The organism is Pseudomonas sp. NPDC087697 (assembly GCF_044743155.1).
In the GTDB taxonomy this organism is placed as follows: domain Bacteria; phylum Pseudomonadota; class Gammaproteobacteria; order Pseudomonadales; family Pseudomonadaceae; genus Aquipseudomonas.
On sequence record NZ_JBIUVW010000072.1, the window covers coordinates 1 to 16,690 of the forward strand.

The window sequence follows — 16,690 nt, forward strand, 5'->3', positions numbered from 1 at the left end:
TTGATCGAAGGCAAGTACTGGCCGCCGGTCGGCCGGGTCGACAACGTGTTTGGCGACCGCAACCTGATCTGCGCCTGCCCGTCGATCGAAAGCTACGCTTGATCTATGCGGGGGCGGATTCACCTGCCCCCGCAAGAACACCGCATTCCCCCTGTGGGAGCGGGCTTGCTCGCTCCCACAGGATCCCGGCTCCCCACAGGATTGATGTTGATCCTCATAACAAGAAACCGGAGAACAACCATGTCGTTAAGCGTGTTCGACCTGTTCAAGATTGGCATCGGCCCCTCCAGCTCCCACACCGTCGGCCCGATGCGCGCCGCTGCGCGCTTCGTCGAAGGCCTGCGTCGTGAAAACCTGCTGGCGGCAACCACCTGCGTCAAAGTCGAGCTCTATGGCTCGCTCGGCGCCACCGGCAAAGGCCACGGCAGCGACAAGGCTGTGTTGCTGGGCCTGGAAGGTGAGCACCCGGACACTGTGAACACCGAGAACATCGCCGCCCGCCTGCATGAGATTCGCAGCAGCGGTCGCTTGAACCTGCTCGGTGAGCACGTCATCGAATTCAACGAAAAACTCCACCTGGCGATGATCCGCAAGCCGTTGGCCTATCACCCCAACGGCATGATCTTCCGCGCCTTCGATGCGGCCGGTATCCAGATCCGCAGCCGCGAGTATTACTCGGTCGGTGGCGGCTTTGTGGTCGACGAAGATGCTGCCGGCGCCGACCGCATCGTCGAGGATGCAACGCCGCTGACTTTCCCGTTCAAAAGTGCCAAGGACCTGCTCGGCCATTGCGCTACTTACGGGCTGTCCATCAGCCAGGTGATGCTGACCAACGAAAGCGCCTGGCGCCCGGAAGCGGAAACCCGCGCCGGCCTGCTGAAAATCTGGCAAGTGATGCAGGACTGCGTCGCCGCTGGCTGCCGCAACGAAGGGATTCTGCCCGGTGGCTTGAAGGTCAAACGTCGAGCAGCGGCGCTGCATCGGCAACTGTGCGAGAACCCGGAATCGTCGCTGCGCGATCCGTTGTCGGTGCTCGACTGGGTCAACCTGTATGCACTGGCGGTAAACGAAGAAAACGCCAACGGCGGGCGCGTGGTCACGGCACCGACCAACGGTGCAGCCGGCATCGTCCCGGCGGTGTTGCATTACTACATGCGCTTCATTCCCGGTGCGACCGAAGACGGCGTGGTGCGATTCCTGCTCACCGCCGCCGCCATCGGCATTCTGTACAAGGAAAACGCTTCGATCTCCGGCGCCGAGGTCGGCTGTCAGGGCGAAGTCGGCGTGGCCTGTTCAATGGCTGCCGGCGCCCTCTGCGAAGTGCTCGGCGGCACGGTGCAGCAGGTGGAAAACGCCGCCGAGATCGGCATGGAACACAACCTCGGCCTGACCTGCGACCCGATTGGCGGGCTGGTGCAGGTGCCGTGCATCGAGCGCAATGCCATGGGCTCGGTCAAAGCCATCAATGCGGTGCGCATCGCCCTGCGTGGCGACGGTCAGCACTTCGTCTCTCTCGACAAAGTCATCCGCACCATGCGCCAGACCGGCGCCGACATGAAAAGCAAATACAAGGAAACCGCCCGTGGCGGTTTGGCGGTCAACATTATCGAGTGCTGATCTTCATTTAGCGCCCTCTCCCCTCTGGGGAGAGGGCTGGGGTGAGGGGTAGATCCCAAGCCCAACCCATATTTCAAGGAGTCCCGAATGTCCACCGAACAACTGTCGAAAACCCCGTTGCACGCACTGCACATCGAACTCGGCGCCCGTATGGTGCCTTTCGCCGGCTACGACATGCCGGTGCAATACCCACTGGGCGTGATGAAGGAACACCAGCACACCCGTGATCAGGCCGGGCTGTTCGATGTCTCGCACATGGGCCAGATTCGCCTGACCGGTGCCAGTGCCGCCAAGGCCCTGGAAACTCTGGTGCCGGTGGACATCATCGACCTGCCAGTGGGCATGCAGCGCTATGCGATGTTCACCAACGAGAACGGTGGCATCCTCGACGACCTGATGGTCGCCAACCTGGGTAACGACGAGTTGTTCCTGGTGGTCAACGCTGCCTGCAAGGATCAGGATCTGGCACACCTGCGCAAACAGATTGGCGATCAGTGCGGTATCGAGCCGTTGTTCGAAGAACGCGCCCTGCTCGCTCTGCAAGGCCCGGCCGCAGTGACTGTGCTCGCGCGTCTGGCCCCTGAAGTGGCCAAGATGACGTTCATGCAGTTCGCCCGAGTGAGCTTGCTGGGCGTCGACTGCTTTGTCAGCCGTTCGGGCTACACCGGTGAAGACGGTTTCGAAATCTCCGTGCCGGCCGCCAATGCCGAAGCCCTGGCGCGTGCCTTGCTGGCCGAGCCGGAAGTCGCGGCCATCGGCCTTGGCGCCCGCGACTCGCTGCGACTGGAAGCCGGCCTGTGCCTCTACGGCCATGACATGAACACCGAGACCACACCGATCGAAGCCAGCCTGCTCTGGGCCATCTCCAAGCCACGGCGTGCAGACGGCGCGCGCGCCGGTGGCTTCCCGGGTGCCGAAAGCGTATTCGCCCAGCAACAAAACGGTGTCAGCCGCAAACGCGTCGGCCTGCTGCCTCAGGAACGCACGCCGGTGCGCGAAGGTGCAGAAATCGTCAACGCAGATGGCACGATCATCGGCAGCGTCTGCAGCGGCGGCTTCGGACCAACTCTGGGTGGTCCTCTGGCCATGGGTTACCTCGACAGTGCTTACATCGCACTCGATACCCAAGTCTGGGCGATTGTTCGTGGGAAAAAGGTGCCTTTGCTTGTAAGCAAAATGCCATTTGTTCCACAACGCTACTATCGCGGTTGATTGACTGTTCCTATAAGTAACGCGGTTGCGTAACAGTGCACTAATCTGTAACGCAGCCGCCATAAAGCAGTGCATACCTTGACCAGATACTTCGATTGTGAACCTGGCTTATAACAATCGAAAACAATTGAACAACTCTATCGAATAAGTCGCACTAACAATCATCTGAAACAGCCATCAAGCCAAGCAATACAGGGCTTGCACGGGGCTTGTTTTTTCTCCCGTAGTTGGCGTAGAGTTTGTTCACTGTGTTTGCATGGGTCGCTTTGAATCGTGACCTGGGCAGTAGCCTACAAGTTAGCTACATCCCGTTCGACGTCTCTTACTCTCCTGCAACCAGCTCCAGTACTCTTTCATGAGAAAGAGACTGTCATCAATTTTTGCGTCAAAGGAAATAAGAAATGTCCCAACGTCAGAGCGGCACCGTCAAGTGGTTTAACGACGAGAAAGGTTTTGGTTTTATCACTCCAGAAAGCGGTCCGGATCTGTTCGTGCATTTCCGCGCCATTCAGGGCAACGGCTTCAAGAGCCTGAAAGAAGGCCAGAAAGTCACCTTCATCGCTGTGCAGGGCCAGAAAGGCATGCAAGCTGACGAAGTACAAGCAGAAGGCTGATCTTCTGTAACGAAAAAGCCCCTGATGCTGACATCAGGGGCTTTTTTGTGCGCGTAATTCCGTAAAATGGCTTCTTTTTTCAGCCGAGAACCACTCCATGTCGAAACACCTGCTAAGCCCCCAGGGTGAATTCCCCATCGCCGGCCTGGGCCGTCGCCTGGCAGCGATGTTCTACGACTTTTTGCTGTGCACCGCCCTGCTGATCGTCACGGGCGGTATCTACAAGATGGTGCAGATGGCAATTATCGGCGAAGAGAAGATGCGTGCCCTGACTGAGGCCGGTGCGCTGGATGGTGACCCGCTGTTCTCGACCATCCTGCTGTTCGTGCTGTTTGGCTTCTTCGCCAAGTTCTGGACCTGGTCCGGTCAGACCCTCGGTATGCAAGTCTGGTGCATCCGTGTGCAGAACGCCGACGGCTCGGCGATCAGCCTATGGCAGGCGCTGTTGCGCTTTGTAGTGTCGATCGCGTCCTTGCTGTGCGCAGGCCTGGGGTTCTTCTGGGTGCTCTTCGACAAACAGCAGCGCAGCTGGCACGACATGTACTCCAACAGCCAGCTGGTGCAGATCCCAAAGAAGAAAAAATAGCGCACAAAAAAAAAGATCGCAGCCTTCGGCAGCTCCTACGTAAACCGTGTAGGAGCTGCCGAAGGCTGCGATCTTTTGATCTTAAGCTTTTGACCTCAAGCGTTACCCGCCAACTTCATCCGCGCTGCCGCCGTGAAGTCGAGCATGCGCTTGAGCGGGCGAATCGCCTGAGGGATCAGCGCCGGCTCGACGAAGATCTCGTTGGAGCCCTCACGCAGGCACTGTAGCGTGCGCTCAAGGGTGTTCATCGCCATCCACGGGCAATGCGCGCAACTGCGGCATGCCGCGCCGTTGCCGGCCGTAGGCGCCTCGATAAAGACCTTGTCCGGGCACAGCTGCTGCATCTTGTAGAAGATGCCGCGGTCGGTAGCCACGATCAGGGTCTTGTTCGGCAGCCTTTGCGCGGCGGCGATCAGCTGACTGGTGGAACCCACCGCATCGGCCAACTCGATCACCGCCGTCGGCGACTCCGGGTGCACCAGGATAGCGGCATCCGGATACAGGGCTTTCATGTCTTCCAGCTGTTTGGCCTTGAACTCTTCGTGAACGATGCAGGCACCGTCCCAAAGCAGCATGTCGGCGCCGGTCTGGCGCTGGATGTAAGTGCCCAGGTGCTTGTCCGGCCCCCAGATGATCGTCTCGCCGTTATCCATCAGGCTTTCGACAATCTCCAGTGCACAGCTGGATGTCACCACCCAGTCCGCCCGCGCCTTCACCGCTGCCGAGGTATTGGCATATACCACCACCGTGCGCTCAGGGTGTTGATCGCAAAACGCCGAGAACTCGTCGACCGGGCAACCGAGGTCCAGCGAGCAGGTCGCTTCCAGGGTCGGCATCAGTACACGTTTTTCCGGGTTGAGGATTTTTGCGGTCTCACCCATGAACTTCACGCCGGCAACCACGACGGTCTTGGCCGGGTGAGCATTGCCGAAGCGGGCCATTTCCAGGGAGTCGGAAACGCAGCCGCCGGTTTCTTCGGCCAGGGCCTGAATGATCGGATCGCAATAGAAGTGGGCAACCAGCACCGCGTCCTGAGCCTTGAGCTCGGCGGCGATGGCGGCACGGTAATAAGCCTCTTCCTCCGCTGTCAGCGGCTTGGGCTGCTTGGCGTCGAGGTGAGCTTGAACCAGAAGGCGTTCGGAAATTTGCGTCATGTTCGCAAGACCTGCAGGCGCATTCGCGCGAAAGTCGAGTATACACCCGGCTCCGGACCCTGTTGGGTACCGCCGGGAGAGTGAGTATTGATCAGGCACGGACAGCGCTGAAGCTGCGCAAGGCTACAGAATATCCCGCTGATGCAAAAGATGATTCTGACCTGCGTCACACGGTGCAGCCCAAGACTTGGGCGGGCTCAAATCGCCGGCAAGAAAAAACCCGCAAATACTCACGCTCATGAAGCGCGCTCTGGCTGCGCAAACGGCCCCTCACTGTGCTGGAGGGGCGTTCAATTCGTCGCGCGATACACCAGCACTTCCCCCTCAACGATGATGCTAACTTCATCACCTGGCCGCGGGCATAGATGGCCTGGCAAACGTGAAGTCAGCACTGTCGATGAAGCCGCCTCACCAGAAAGGCTCAGTCGTACGCAGGCATCGTGACCGTAATAGTCCACTTTCAGTACCCGCCCTCGGGCCTTGGCTGCACCGATACCAGCACCGTCATGAAATGGGATAAGCCTTATCTGCTCTGGTCGCAGCAACACGTGTACCGCCCCCTCGGGCATCCCGGCCATCAGCCGCAATTGCCCCAAGGCACAGGTCACACTGCCGTTTTCGGCTACACCAGACAACAACACGGCATCGCCTACGAAGCGCGCGAGCTCAGGACTCACCGGGTTACGGTACAACTGCTCGGGGCTCGCCACTTGTACCAGTCGGCCATCCCATAACACTGCCACCTGACTACCCATCGACAACGCCTCGGACTGATCATGAGTGACCAGCAACGCGGTGGCACCCGCAGCCGTCAAGGCCTGCGCCACTGCTTGCCGGGTTTCCACCCGCAAAGCGGCATCCAGCGAGGAAAACGGCTCATCGAGCAGTACCAATGCAGGTGCGGGCGCGAGTGCTCGTGCCAGCGCAACTCGCTGCTGCTGCCCGCCTGACAATGCATGCGGTGATCGACTGGCAAAGCTGGTATGCAACCCGACCAGTTCCAACAACTCGTCGACCCGGTGCCGCGCCTTGCGCAGTTGGCGCGGCAGGCCAAATACGATGTTGTCGGCGACCGACAGGTGCGGGAATAGCGCTCCTTCCTGCGGCACATAGCCGATGTGGCGCTTCTCGGACGGAACAAATACGTTGGGGCCGGTTACCCTCTGGCCATTAATCTGAATTGTCCCCGCATCCCCGCGTTCGAAACCACACAACAAACGCAACAGGGTGGTCTTGCCGCTGCCGGACGGGCCGAGAATGGCGACCAGGCTGCCGGAGGACACCGACAAATCGACGCCACGCAACACCGGAGTGCTGCCGAACTTTTTGCTGAGGCCATGAATGTGTAAGTCAGCCATGATCGTGCCTATGGTTGGATGCTACCCAGCACTGCCGATTTGCCGAACAGCGACATCAGCAGCCAGGTGGAGAAGAGCGAAATACCGACCAGCATGGCTGCATACGGCGCTGCTGCGGCAAAAGCCAACGCAGAGGTATCAACCCAAACCTGTGTGGCGAGGGTCCGCGTGCCGATGGGCGATAACAATAATGTGGCGGTCAGCTCTGTGACGATGGTGATGAATACCATCGATGCAGCGGCGCCGATGCCAGGCCCGGCCAGCGGCAAAATCACACGCCATGCCGTTTGCCACCCACTTAGCCCCAACGAGCGGGCCGTATCCTCAAGGCGAGGTTCGATCTGGACCAGCGCAGCGTGCACACCGACCAGCGCCAGCGGCAAGAACAGGATCGAATACGTGAGCACCAACAACGCAGCGCTCTGGTACAGCGGCTGGATGATATGGATCGAGATCGAAATCACAGCCAAGGCGATCACAATCCCCGGAACGCCTTGCCCTAGATAAGCGATACGCCCGAGCACAGTGGCGATCCGGCCTGGATAGCGCACCAGTAAAAAGCCCAACGGCAGCGCGAGCAAGGTGGTGAGCGCCGCGCCGGCCAAGCCAAACCCGAGAGAAGCACAGGTGGCGCTGATCAGTTGCTCTACCGACACCTCGACCGGAGTCACCGCAGCCTCGCTGTGTTGCAGCAACCAGTAACCGATCATACCCAGCGGTATCCCCAGCGTTGCGGTCGTCAAGCCGGCAAATCCGCTCCATACCAGCCATTTCCCCCAGCCCAGTTCGTAGCGAATGGCTGATCGGCGCGCGCCGCGGTCAAGCCGATCGTAGCGCGTGAGTCCACGTACCTTGAATTCCGCCACCAGGCAAATCAAACACAACAGCATCAGGATGCAGGCAAGCAAGGCTGCACCGGATCCGTCGAAGCTGGCGCGATACTCGGCGTAAATTTCGGTGGTAAAGGTGCGAAAACGCAATAGCACGAACGCGCCAAACTCAGACAGTACGCTGAGGGCAACCAGTAGCACTCCCCCCAGCAATGCTGGTTTTAGCTGCGGCAATACCACGCGAAAGAAGCAGCGCCACGGTCCGAGCCCGAGCGAACGGGCGGTTTCCTCCAAAGCCGGATCCATGCCCCTGAGCGCAGCGGATACGGGGAGGTAAACCAGTGGAAAGTAGGCGGTGGTGACGACCAGCAAGGCGCCGGCGAAATCTTGCAACGACAGGCTGAAGGATAGCCACGCGTAGCTGGTGATGAAGGGCGGTACGGCAAGCGGCACAGCCGCGAGCACAGCCCAGATACGTCGGCCGGGCAGATGTGTACGCTCTACGAACCATGCCACGCCAGTACCGATCACGGCCGAGGCGAAAGTGGCCGTACCTACAATAAGCAAGGTATTGAAGGCGAGTTCCCCGACGAGAGGGCGAAACAATAGCTCGATCGCGTCATCGTATCCGAAACTTGCCGCCTGCTTCAGCGTGAAGGCAAGCGGCAACAGCACCAGCAGCGCCACACCGAAACAAACGACAAAAAGCCCGAACGGCGTACGCCGTTCGGACTTGGCTGCAACAGCCAGGTTTTCCATTTACAGCAAGCCGGCCTGACGCAGCAACTTGGCAGCGTGGCTATCGTCACCCAGCGTTTTCATGTCCAGCGGTGGCGGTGAAAGCTGACTGAACGGCGTAAGCAGAGGGTCGGGAGCTACACCTGCGCGTAGCGGGTATTCGTAGGTCACCTTGCTTTTCGCCATCAGTTGTTGAGCGCTCTCGCTGGTCAGATAGGCGAGAAACTTTTGCGAAGCGTCCTGATTGTGCGTGGTCTTCAGGACTGCGACGCCCGACACGTTGATCAGCGCCCCGACATCAGCGTTACCAAAGTGATGAAGCGCGCTGTGCGTCCCCTTGTCACCCAGCTCGGTATGCAGGCGAGCCCAATAGTAGTTATTGATGATGCCGGTAGCGACCCCGCCACGGTTGACGGCAGCGGTCACGCCTTCGTTGTCGTTGAAAATCTGAGAGTTGGTGCGCAGGCCCTTAAGCCACTGCAAGGTGGCGGCTTCGCCCTTCATTGCCAGCACCGCGCTGACCAGCGGCAGGAAATCGCCATCGGACGGAGCAATGGCCAGTTTGCCTTTCCAGGCCGGCTCGGCCAGGTCGAGCAGCGAGGTCGACAATTCAGCAGGTTTGATCAGCTTGGTGTTGTAGATCAGCACGTTTTCACGTGCCACCACGCCGACCCACTCGCCGCTCGGCGAATTGTAACGAGCCGGGATAGTGGACAAGGTGGAGGGCTCCACTTTCTCCAGCATGCCCTTTTCTTCCAGCAACATCAGTTCGGGAGAGTTCGAAGTGAAATACACATCGGCTGGCGAGGCGCTGCCTTCGGCCAGCAATTGCGCCGCCAGTTCCGGCCCCTCGCCGGTACGCACTTTCACCGAAATGCCGGTCTGCTTTTCGAAATCCTTGACCAGCAGATTGACGGTCTGCTCATGCTGCGCGCTGTACAGCGTCAATGAGGCCGCCTGAGAGATGCCCGAGGCCAGTACCGCAGCAGCCACGAAAGCGAGTTGGAAAGTACGCGGCAACTTGCCGTTGAAAACCTTGAAAGACATTCGCAATGCTCCAAATACAACGATGGATACAGCCTATGGAGCGCATCATCTATAGACGATGCGCTCCTGCTCGACAGCCCTTACCCTTCCAGCCCTTCGAACAGCTTGGCGCCGATGAACGAACCCTCGGTGACCCCTGGCGGACAGGCAAAAATCGCGCTCCCCACATGGGTGGTGAACTGATTCATGATGTCTTCGGTCGCCAGCTTCTTGTTGATCTTGATAAAGCCAGTGCGCGGGTCGCGTTGATAGGCGACGAAAAACAACCCGGCATCCAGCATGATGCCCTGACGCCATGGCGGCCAACGCTCGGCATAAAAGCCGACACCGTCGTTGTACGAGTAGGCGCGACGCAGGATTTGCGCACCGTCGTTTTCAGCGGCGGATGACAGTCGCGCATGCGCGTTGGCCGGGATTACCGGGTTGCCGTCCTTGTCCTCAGCGTTCAGGTCTAAAGGGTCGAATTCGTGGGTCTTGCCGAGCGGTGCGCCATTGGCTTTGTAGCGGCCGACGACTTCCTCCTGAAAACCCAGTTCCGTCTTGTCCCAGTGCTCAAGAGCGATGCGAATGCGGCGCACCACAACATAGGAGCCCTCCTTCATCCAGCCGCCTTCATCGCCAGCCCAAACCACCTTGTTCATCGCATCGCTGCTATGAGTGGCAGGATTGTTGGTGCCGTCTTTGAATCCCATCAAATTCCGACCGGTGCCGCCTGCGGCCGGTGGACTGGCAAAGCCGGACTGCATCCACTTGATCGAGGCTACGCCAGTCGCCAGGCTGACCAACTCGCGCAGCGCGTGGAACGCCACTTGCGGATCATCGGCACAGGCCTGAATGCTCAGATCCCCACCCGATTTTTCCGCAATCAGCTGGTCGCCATTGAATTTCGGCAAGTCGACCAGCGCTTCCGGGCGACGCGCCGCCAGACCGTAGCGGTCCGCTCCGTCGCGCGTGAACAACCCAGGTCCAAAGCCAAAAGTAATGGTCAAGCGAGCAGGTGTGAGTCCCGCTGCCGAGCCACCATCAAGAGGCGCAGCATCCTTGGGATTGCTCAGCGGCTGCGCGGTTTCACCACGGCTCATACGGTTGGCCGCGTCGGTCCAGCGCTTCAACAACGCGATGACATCCGCACGCGCACTGGTTTCAAGATCGAACGCGGCAAAAATGGAATGCGTTTGCTGCGGCGTCAGAATTCCGCCCTGATGCACGCCATAGAACGGTTCAACCATGGACTTTGCGCTGGCCGGACGGTGACTCTTGACCAGGCTTTCTGCAGCGGCCACACCGCTGGTCCCGATCGTGCCCGCGGCAACAGCCAGACTGCCGGCAGCGCTCAAGAAGCCGCGCCGAGACAGTCCGGGAGTGCTGTCGTCGTACTTGCTCATTTGGCCAGGACCAGCATGTTCACGTCGTCTTCCACGTAGTAGAAACCGTCACCTGCAGGCGTCATGGCAATGCCGAACAAGTCGCCATTGCCTGGCGGTGTTTGTGCTTTGTTAGCGTCGATCCACTGAGCGTAGAGTTGCTTGCCGCTTTGCGGGTCGATCTCCACTACCTTGCCGTTCAGGCCGTTGGTCACTAACAGATGGCCATTAGGCGCTGTTGCCATCGCCAGCGGACGCAGTAACATCCCATCCTTGGTCAGCGTGCGGCCGACACCCGCGCTGGTGGTACGGGTCGTGGCATCCCAGATTTCGCTGATGCGGTTGGCAAGCGTATCGGAGACGTACAATTTGTCGTCCTTGCCCATCGCCAGGCCAGTAGGTCCGACAAGAAACACGCCTTTGTCAGCCTGTGCGCTGAAACCGCTGCCGACGACGGTCTGGCTGTTGATCACCGGTGGCTTGCCCTCCGGGATCGACAGGTCCAGGCGCAGTACCGTGGACTGAATCACCACCGGTGGCGTCCCTTTGGCGCTGCCGAGACCAAAGCCCGCATTGCTGACAAACAACGTCGCAGTAGAGCCGTTGTCGATCACCGCCATGTTGCCCCAGGGATCGTTGATGTTCGGACCGGACCAGACATCGACGACCTTGCCGTTCGGGTCGAGCACCACCAGGCAACCCGCGCCCTTGGTGTCGGTGGTCCCGTCATTGCTCGGTGTACTGCCGACGATCACCCAACCACTCTTGAGCATGGTCATCGCGGTACTGAGGCCTACGCCCCCCGGGCACTGAGGCAAGTCATGGGGCAATTGGGCAAACAACGACATCTGCCTGGTGGTCGGGTTGTAATCGACAATGGTCGTGCCGACACCCTGCAGGTTGGCCGCGTTGTTGAAGTTATCGACCAGCACATCGCCCTTCTGGATTTTCCCGGCGGACACCGGTGCCACGGCAATGGCGTACGGGTTCTGGTCGCCATTGTCCGGGACCGTGGACGTCAGGCTGAGGTGCTTGTGGATGTTCGGCAAAAAGCCCTGGGGCTCATCGGCATGTGCAGGCAGAACGACGTTGAACGTCAATAGCGTGGCCAGGGCCACAAGGCCCTTGCCCAGGCGCGGCAGGCTCGAATACGTCATGCAATACTCCTGATTTCTCGAAGTCGACAGGCCCTGTCAGGCAGGGCCGAAATCAAACAAGGCTGATCGGTGCGGTTTGGCGAGCGAAGACCGCCGGCCATCGGCCGATCTAGAGGGTGATGTTGGTGCGCAGTCCCCAGACCAACGTGTCACCCAGTCGTAGTGTTGGGTCATTCGGGCTCTGGCCCGCCCCTGGATTGAAGGTGTACTGAATGTCCGGTTGCAGTTGCAGCCAGGGGGTCAGCTGATACTGGTAGGTCGCTTCCACATAAGTCTCGCCGTTGCGCACGCGGTTGCCGCTATCGAGATCCAGGCCGGCGGCACCACTGCCGACCTTGACGTAACCCATCCCCAGGCTGACCGTATCGGTATCGCGTCCTTCGAAGGGCGCGGTGAGGGTCACACCGGCGTTGGCACTGAAACCAATCAGGTTGCGATCCCCCGGCGCGCCCATGACCCGGGCAAACACGCCCACCGAACGCGGGCTGTCCGGGGCCATGCGCCAGACCATCTGGTCGGCCACGGCATACACGCTGTAGTTGCCCGAGTGCTCGGTCGGATTGCCATTGCTGGCCGGATCGGCGAGCGACAGCCCGTCGGTGTCGAAGCGCTGGTCGGCGAAGTTCTGCGTGTTGTACCAGGCGCCGAGTTTGTAGGTGCCCGGCAGTCCGGCGTTGGCGGTCTCCGTTTGACCCAGCGAGGCTTGGTTGACGCCGTACTGCAGCTCGGCAATGTACAGCGCGCCGGTGTGCAGATCGAAGTTGGTGCCGTGGGCGTTTTGCCGTTGTGGATCACCTTCGTTGGTGCCGGCCGGGTTACCGTCGTAGACACCCGCGAGTACGGTAATCGCATCGGTCGGATGGACGCGTACACGCATCCCCAATGCGGACAACGGGTAGGCGGGGCCACCGGCCGGCATGTCGTAGGACGGCACCGCCGGCCAGCCGAACATGGTGTTGACGAAGGTACTGGCGTACTGGCTGACCATGAACTCCTGGTCGATGCTTTGCTGCCCTGCCCGGACGTCCAGGGTCTCATCGAGGAATTTCTGCTGATACCAGGCCTCCCACAGACGGGTACCGGTGTCCGCCTCGATGCCGCTGGCGGTTTGCAGGGTGCCCAGCTTGTCCGCGCTCAGGTTGCGCCCGTGAATGTTCACTGCACTGATGTTGAGGGTGCCGCCTGCCAGGCCGAAGAGCTTGAGGGTGTCGAGCTTCAGCGTCATGGTCGTGAGACCGTCGTAGTCCCCACCGCGATTCAAGCCGCCCTTGGCATTGTTCAGGTATTCGCTGGTTTCCGTCAGCGCCAGGGTCACGCCATAACCCGCGAGGGCCGAGCGCAACCCACCAATATCGCCGAGCATACTTTGGCGCGTCCAGAAACCGGTCCACTGGTCGGCTGGCGCGGCTTTGATTGCTAGATCCGCCTCGGGCAGGTCAACGGGGTTGATCTCGTCGGCAGCCAGTGACGAATTACCCGCACTCCCTGTTTGTGCTGCAAACGTCGGGCTGATCCAGATGCAAGCGAACGCGCATGTCATTGCAGTCGCAAGAGCAGTGATGGTTTTGCGCGGATACCCCGTACCCTCTAGCGTTGCCACAAGACATGTTTTGCGGGCTGAAAATAAATCGGACCGGACGTTTTTTCGGCACAGTTTTGATCGGTGGTAGGACATTGCCCGCATCTATAACTCCATATTCTTTGACCTACCCCTACACCACAGCTTGCTCGGTTGTAGTTATGAACAGGCGCGTACGAGAATAGTAATGAGAATAACTATCAGAATCGGCCGCATATTAGTCATCGCGTTTCTTTAATACAAATTGTTTCAGATGAAATTTTTTTCATTTTCAATCCACGTGATTTGCGCCCGTCATGGAGAGGCATGGCAGGCGTTGCGGTCACGGGTTCCGGCACAAGCAGAAGAAAGCGCAACGTCGTATCAGGGATCAATTGACCACTGCAATTTGATCCACAGGAGCGCGGCAATCTTCCTTGGAAGGAAGGCTGGAGGCTGGCCGTCATCGCATAGACATGAAGGTTCTAGCGACGCGTGCTGCCATTTTTCTGAGGGAGGTTGATGAAGATCGCCTTCACATCGGCGGTGACGGCGGCAGGAAGAACTCGGCAGACCGCCCGACTCTTCAGTGGGCGACGTTGATGCTCAATAGGGTCGGCATCAAATCGTATAGACACCTTCCCCACCCGCGCACACTATTTTTCAGGCAAAAAAAAACCCGGAAATCCTCACTTTCGTGGGCCTTCCGGATTTTCTAAACTGCTATAAAAATGGTGGGTCGTGTGGGATTCGAACCTACGACCAATTGGTTAAAAGCCAACTGCTCTACCAACTGAGCTAACGACCCGCTGTGTGGTGGCGCGTATAATACTGATTTTTAAGGACTATTCAACACCTAATTTGAAATAAATCAAAAATAAGCTGTTGGGTCGCTGATTCCGGCCGCCAGGAAGCCCTCTGCACGCAGACGGCAGCTATCGCACTTACCGCATGCACGGCCGTTATCGTCCGCCTGATAGCAAGACACCGTCAGCGCATAGTCGACGCCAAGCTTCACGCCAGCCTGGACGATTTGCGCTTTGCTGAGGTTTTGCAGCGGTGCCTGGATACGGAAGCCGTTCCCCTCTACCCCAGCCTTGGTCGCCAGATTGGCCATGCGCTCGAAGGCTTCGATGAACTCGGGGCGGCAATCCGGGTAACCGGAATAGTCCACCGCATTCACGCCGATGAAAATGTCGCGCGCGCCGAGCACTTCGGCCCAGCCCAATGCCAGAGACAGGAACACGGTATTGCGCGCCGGCACGTAAGTGATCGGGATACCTTCGCTCGGCGCCTCAGGCACATCGATGGAGCTGTCGGTCAGTGCCGAGCCACCAATGCCGTTCAGGTTCAGGCCAATCACTTTATGTTCGATCACGCCCAGATCACGCGCGACACGCTCAGCGGCGTGCAACTCGGCGCGGTGACGCTGGCCGTAGTCGAAGCTCATGGTGTAGCAGCTGTAACCGTCAGCACGAGCCATGGCGACGACGGTCGCCGAATCCAGACCACCGGACAGCAGAATTACTGCGCGTTTTTCTGCTTTATTCAGTTGTTCAGTCATTTCAGCGCCCCGGCTCGTCGTTCCAAAGATATTTATGCAACTGCAATTGCAGGCGTACCGGCAGGTTGTCCGCGACAATCCAGTCGGCCAGATCGCGCGCGCTCAAGTCATGGTGACTCGGCGAGAACAGGACTTCACCGGCACGCTGGTCGAGACCGTACTGAATCAGCTTGGACACCGCCCAGTCATAGTCTTCGCGAGAGCAGATCACAAACTTGACCTGATCGTTGGCCGTTAGCAGCACGATGTTCTCGTAGAGGTTGCGGTGAGATTCTTTCGACCCAGGTGTTTTCAGGTCAAGCACTCGGCTGACCCGTGGATCGACCGCCGAAATATCCAGGGCACCGCTGGTTTCCAGCGACACCTCGTAACCGGCGTCACACAGCTGCTTGAGCAAAGGGATAGCGTTAGGTTGCGCCAGGGGTTCGCCACCGGTTACGCAGACGTAACGCGGGCGAAAGCCTGCAACCTGCTCGAGGATATCGTCGAGGGTTCTGATCGTACCGCCGCTGAACGCGTAGGCGCTGTCGCAGTACTGGCAACGCAATGGGCAACCGGTCAGGCGCACAAATACAGTGGGCAGCCCGGCAGTCCGCGTTTCACCCTGCAACGAGTAAAAAACTTCGGTAATTCTCAATGTGTCTTGCATAGTCGCCACGGGCGTAACAGCTAAACAGGCTGTCCGCCTCCGTCAGGCACTTAAAGGAACCCCGCCAACGCGCAGATCCCCAAAAGCGGTGTTTCATAAAAAGGGGGTGAATTCTAACGAAAAAACCCGCGGCAAGCGCGGGTTTCTTGTAAACGGGTCAAGCAGCCTTACATGCGCTGCAGATCGCGCTGGGCCAGCTGAGCGGCGGAAGTGCCCGGATATTGGGAAACCACCTGCTGCAGAATGCCTTTGACCTTGTCGGTATGACCCAGGCGGCGCTCTACATCAGCGAGCTTGTACAGCGAGTCAGGCACTTTGGCGTGCTTGGGGTACAGCTGCGAAACCTTGGCAAAAGCCTGACCCGCACCTTGCAGATCGCCTTTGGCCAGGTTCACTTCGCCCAACCAGTACTGGGCATTACCCGCGTACTGACTGTTCGGGTATTTGCGCAGGAATGCCGCAAAGGCCTGGCTGGCCTTGTCGAAATCCTTGGCTTTGATCAGGTCGAAGGCAGCGTCGTAATAGAGCTTTTCCTTCGCCGGATCACCCGGTTCGCTGCTGGCCGCTGGCGCTTGAGCAGCAGCGCCCGCACCTGCAGCTGCACCGGCGGCATTCATATCGCCACCGGCTGGAGAATTTTGAGGAGCCGCAGCGGGTGCACCGCCGGTTCCAATACGCCGATCAAGATCCTGATATCGCTCCAGGTTTTCCTGCTTCATGCGCGCTACATCATTTTGTAGAACTTCGATCACACCCTGTTGGCGTGCGATTTGTTCCTGCATTTGTTGCAGTTGGTTGAACAGCTCGCCCTGTGCCGAGGCAGGGGCCGTAACCCCTCCCCCGGCATAGGCGCCGTTCGTACCGTAACCCGCAGGCGGATAACTGCTCCCGCTATTGTTATAACCGGAGTTGTTATCGACCACAGGAACCGCAGCCCACACCGCAAGCGGTGCGAGGCTGAGAGCCAGAATAGTTACAGCACGACGGCACGTTCGCATGACGAATTACTTACGCAGTTCGACGCGACGGTTTTGAGCCCAGGACTGCTCGTCGTGACCAGTAGCAACTGGACGCTCTTTACCGTAGGAAACCAGTTCCAGCTGAGCTGGGGAAACACCTTGCAGTACCAGGTAGCGGGGTGGGGGGGTTGGGGGGGGCGCGCGCCCCCGCGCGCGGGGGGGGGGGGGGGGGCGGGGGGGGGGGGCGGGGGGGGGGGGGGGGCGCCGGCCGCCCGGCGCGGGG

General features: G+C 59.4%; 15 protein-coding genes, 1 tRNA gene and 1 pseudogene. 5 read left to right on the plus strand and 12 right to left on the minus strand.

Annotated features, from left to right (window positions below; genetic code table 11):
• The 5 genes from ACIPIN_RS28120 to ACIPIN_RS28140 form a co-directional block, all read left to right on the plus strand.
• Positions 1-102, plus strand: a 102-nt coding sequence (locus tag ACIPIN_RS28120) for a hypothetical protein (RefSeq protein WP_401124642.1), incomplete at its 5' end; no start/stop codon positions are given.
• A gap of 138 nt (positions 103-240) precedes the next feature.
• Positions 241-1,617: an L-serine ammonia-lyase gene (locus ACIPIN_RS28125; protein ID WP_401124619.1), complete on the plus strand. Its 1,377-nt coding sequence runs from the start codon at positions 241-243 to the stop codon at positions 1,615-1,617.
• A gap of 87 nt (positions 1,618-1,704) precedes the next feature.
• A complete protein-coding gene (gcvT, locus tag ACIPIN_RS28130) occupies positions 1,705-2,829 on the plus strand; it encodes a glycine cleavage system aminomethyltransferase GcvT (protein ID WP_401124621.1) in 1,125 nt (374 codons plus the stop codon).
• A gap of 401 nt (positions 2,830-3,230) precedes the next feature.
• Complete coding sequence (locus ACIPIN_RS28135; protein ID WP_007931076.1) at positions 3,231-3,443, plus strand: cold-shock protein; 213 nt, start codon at positions 3,231-3,233, stop codon at positions 3,441-3,443.
• Between the two features lie 97 nt (positions 3,444-3,540).
• The gene (locus ACIPIN_RS28140) at positions 3,541-4,029 is read left to right on the plus strand and encodes an RDD family protein (RefSeq protein ID WP_401124623.1); all 489 of its coding nucleotides are present in this window, start codon (positions 3,541-3,543) and stop codon (positions 4,027-4,029) included.
• Between the two features lie 95 nt (positions 4,030-4,124).
• Here the strand turns inward: ACIPIN_RS28140 and nadA are convergent, their stop codons facing one another.
• From nadA to ACIPIN_RS28200, 12 genes and pseudogenes are all read right to left on the minus strand, one after another.
• Entirely contained in the window at positions 4,125-5,183 is a 1,059-nt protein-coding gene (nadA, locus tag ACIPIN_RS28145) for a quinolinate synthase NadA (protein ID WP_401124625.1), read from the minus strand.
• 290 nt (positions 5,184-5,473) lie between these two features.
• Positions 5,474-6,541, minus strand: a complete 1,068-nt coding sequence (locus tag ACIPIN_RS28150; RefSeq protein ID WP_401124627.1) for an ABC transporter ATP-binding protein — start codon at positions 6,539-6,541, stop codon at positions 5,474-5,476.
• A gap of 8 nt (positions 6,542-6,549) precedes the next feature.
• Positions 6,550-8,130 carry an ABC transporter permease gene (locus tag ACIPIN_RS28155; RefSeq protein ID WP_401124628.1) on the minus strand — a complete coding sequence of 527 codons (1,581 nt, stop codon included), beginning with the start codon at positions 8,128-8,130 and terminating at the stop codon, positions 6,550-6,552.
• Positions 8,131-9,156, minus strand: coding sequence for an iron ABC transporter substrate-binding protein (locus ACIPIN_RS28160; RefSeq protein ID WP_401124629.1), 1,026 nt, complete (start codon positions 9,154-9,156; stop codon positions 8,131-8,133).
• A gap of 80 nt (positions 9,157-9,236) precedes the next feature.
• A complete protein-coding gene (gene efeB / locus ACIPIN_RS28165; protein ID WP_401124631.1) occupies positions 9,237-10,541 on the minus strand; it encodes an iron uptake transporter deferrochelatase/peroxidase subunit in 1,305 nt (434 codons plus the stop codon).
• A complete protein-coding gene (locus tag ACIPIN_RS28170; RefSeq protein ID WP_401124633.1) occupies positions 10,538-11,677 on the minus strand; it encodes a hypothetical protein in 1,140 nt (379 codons plus the stop codon). The genes efeB and ACIPIN_RS28170 overlap by 4 nt, the downstream gene beginning before the upstream one ends.
• Positions 11,678-11,786: 109 nt before the next feature.
• Complete coding sequence (locus ACIPIN_RS28175; protein WP_401124635.1) at positions 11,787-13,217, minus strand: carbohydrate porin; 1,431 nt, start codon at positions 13,215-13,217, stop codon at positions 11,787-11,789.
• Between the two features lie 750 nt (positions 13,218-13,967).
• Positions 13,968-14,043, minus strand: a tRNA-Lys gene (locus ACIPIN_RS28180).
• 63 nt (positions 14,044-14,106) lie between these two features.
• Complete coding sequence (gene queC / locus ACIPIN_RS28185; RefSeq protein WP_401124636.1) at positions 14,107-14,799, minus strand: 7-cyano-7-deazaguanine synthase QueC; 693 nt, start codon at positions 14,797-14,799, stop codon at positions 14,107-14,109.
• Between the two features lies 1 nt (position 14,800).
• Positions 14,801-15,448, minus strand: a complete 648-nt coding sequence (gene queE, locus ACIPIN_RS28190) for a 7-carboxy-7-deazaguanine synthase QueE (RefSeq protein ID WP_401124638.1) — start codon at positions 15,446-15,448, stop codon at positions 14,801-14,803.
• A 167-nt stretch (positions 15,449-15,615) separates the two neighbouring features.
• Positions 15,616-16,446 (minus strand): tol-pal system protein YbgF, encoded by an 831-nt coding sequence (gene ybgF, locus ACIPIN_RS28195; RefSeq protein WP_401124640.1) that lies wholly within the window; start codon positions 16,444-16,446, stop codon positions 15,616-15,618.
• 6 nt (positions 16,447-16,452) lie between these two features.
• A pseudogene (locus ACIPIN_RS28200) lies at positions 16,453-16,584 on the minus strand (peptidoglycan-associated lipoprotein); the annotation flags it as partial.
• Between the last annotated feature and the right edge of the window lie 106 nt (positions 16,585-16,690).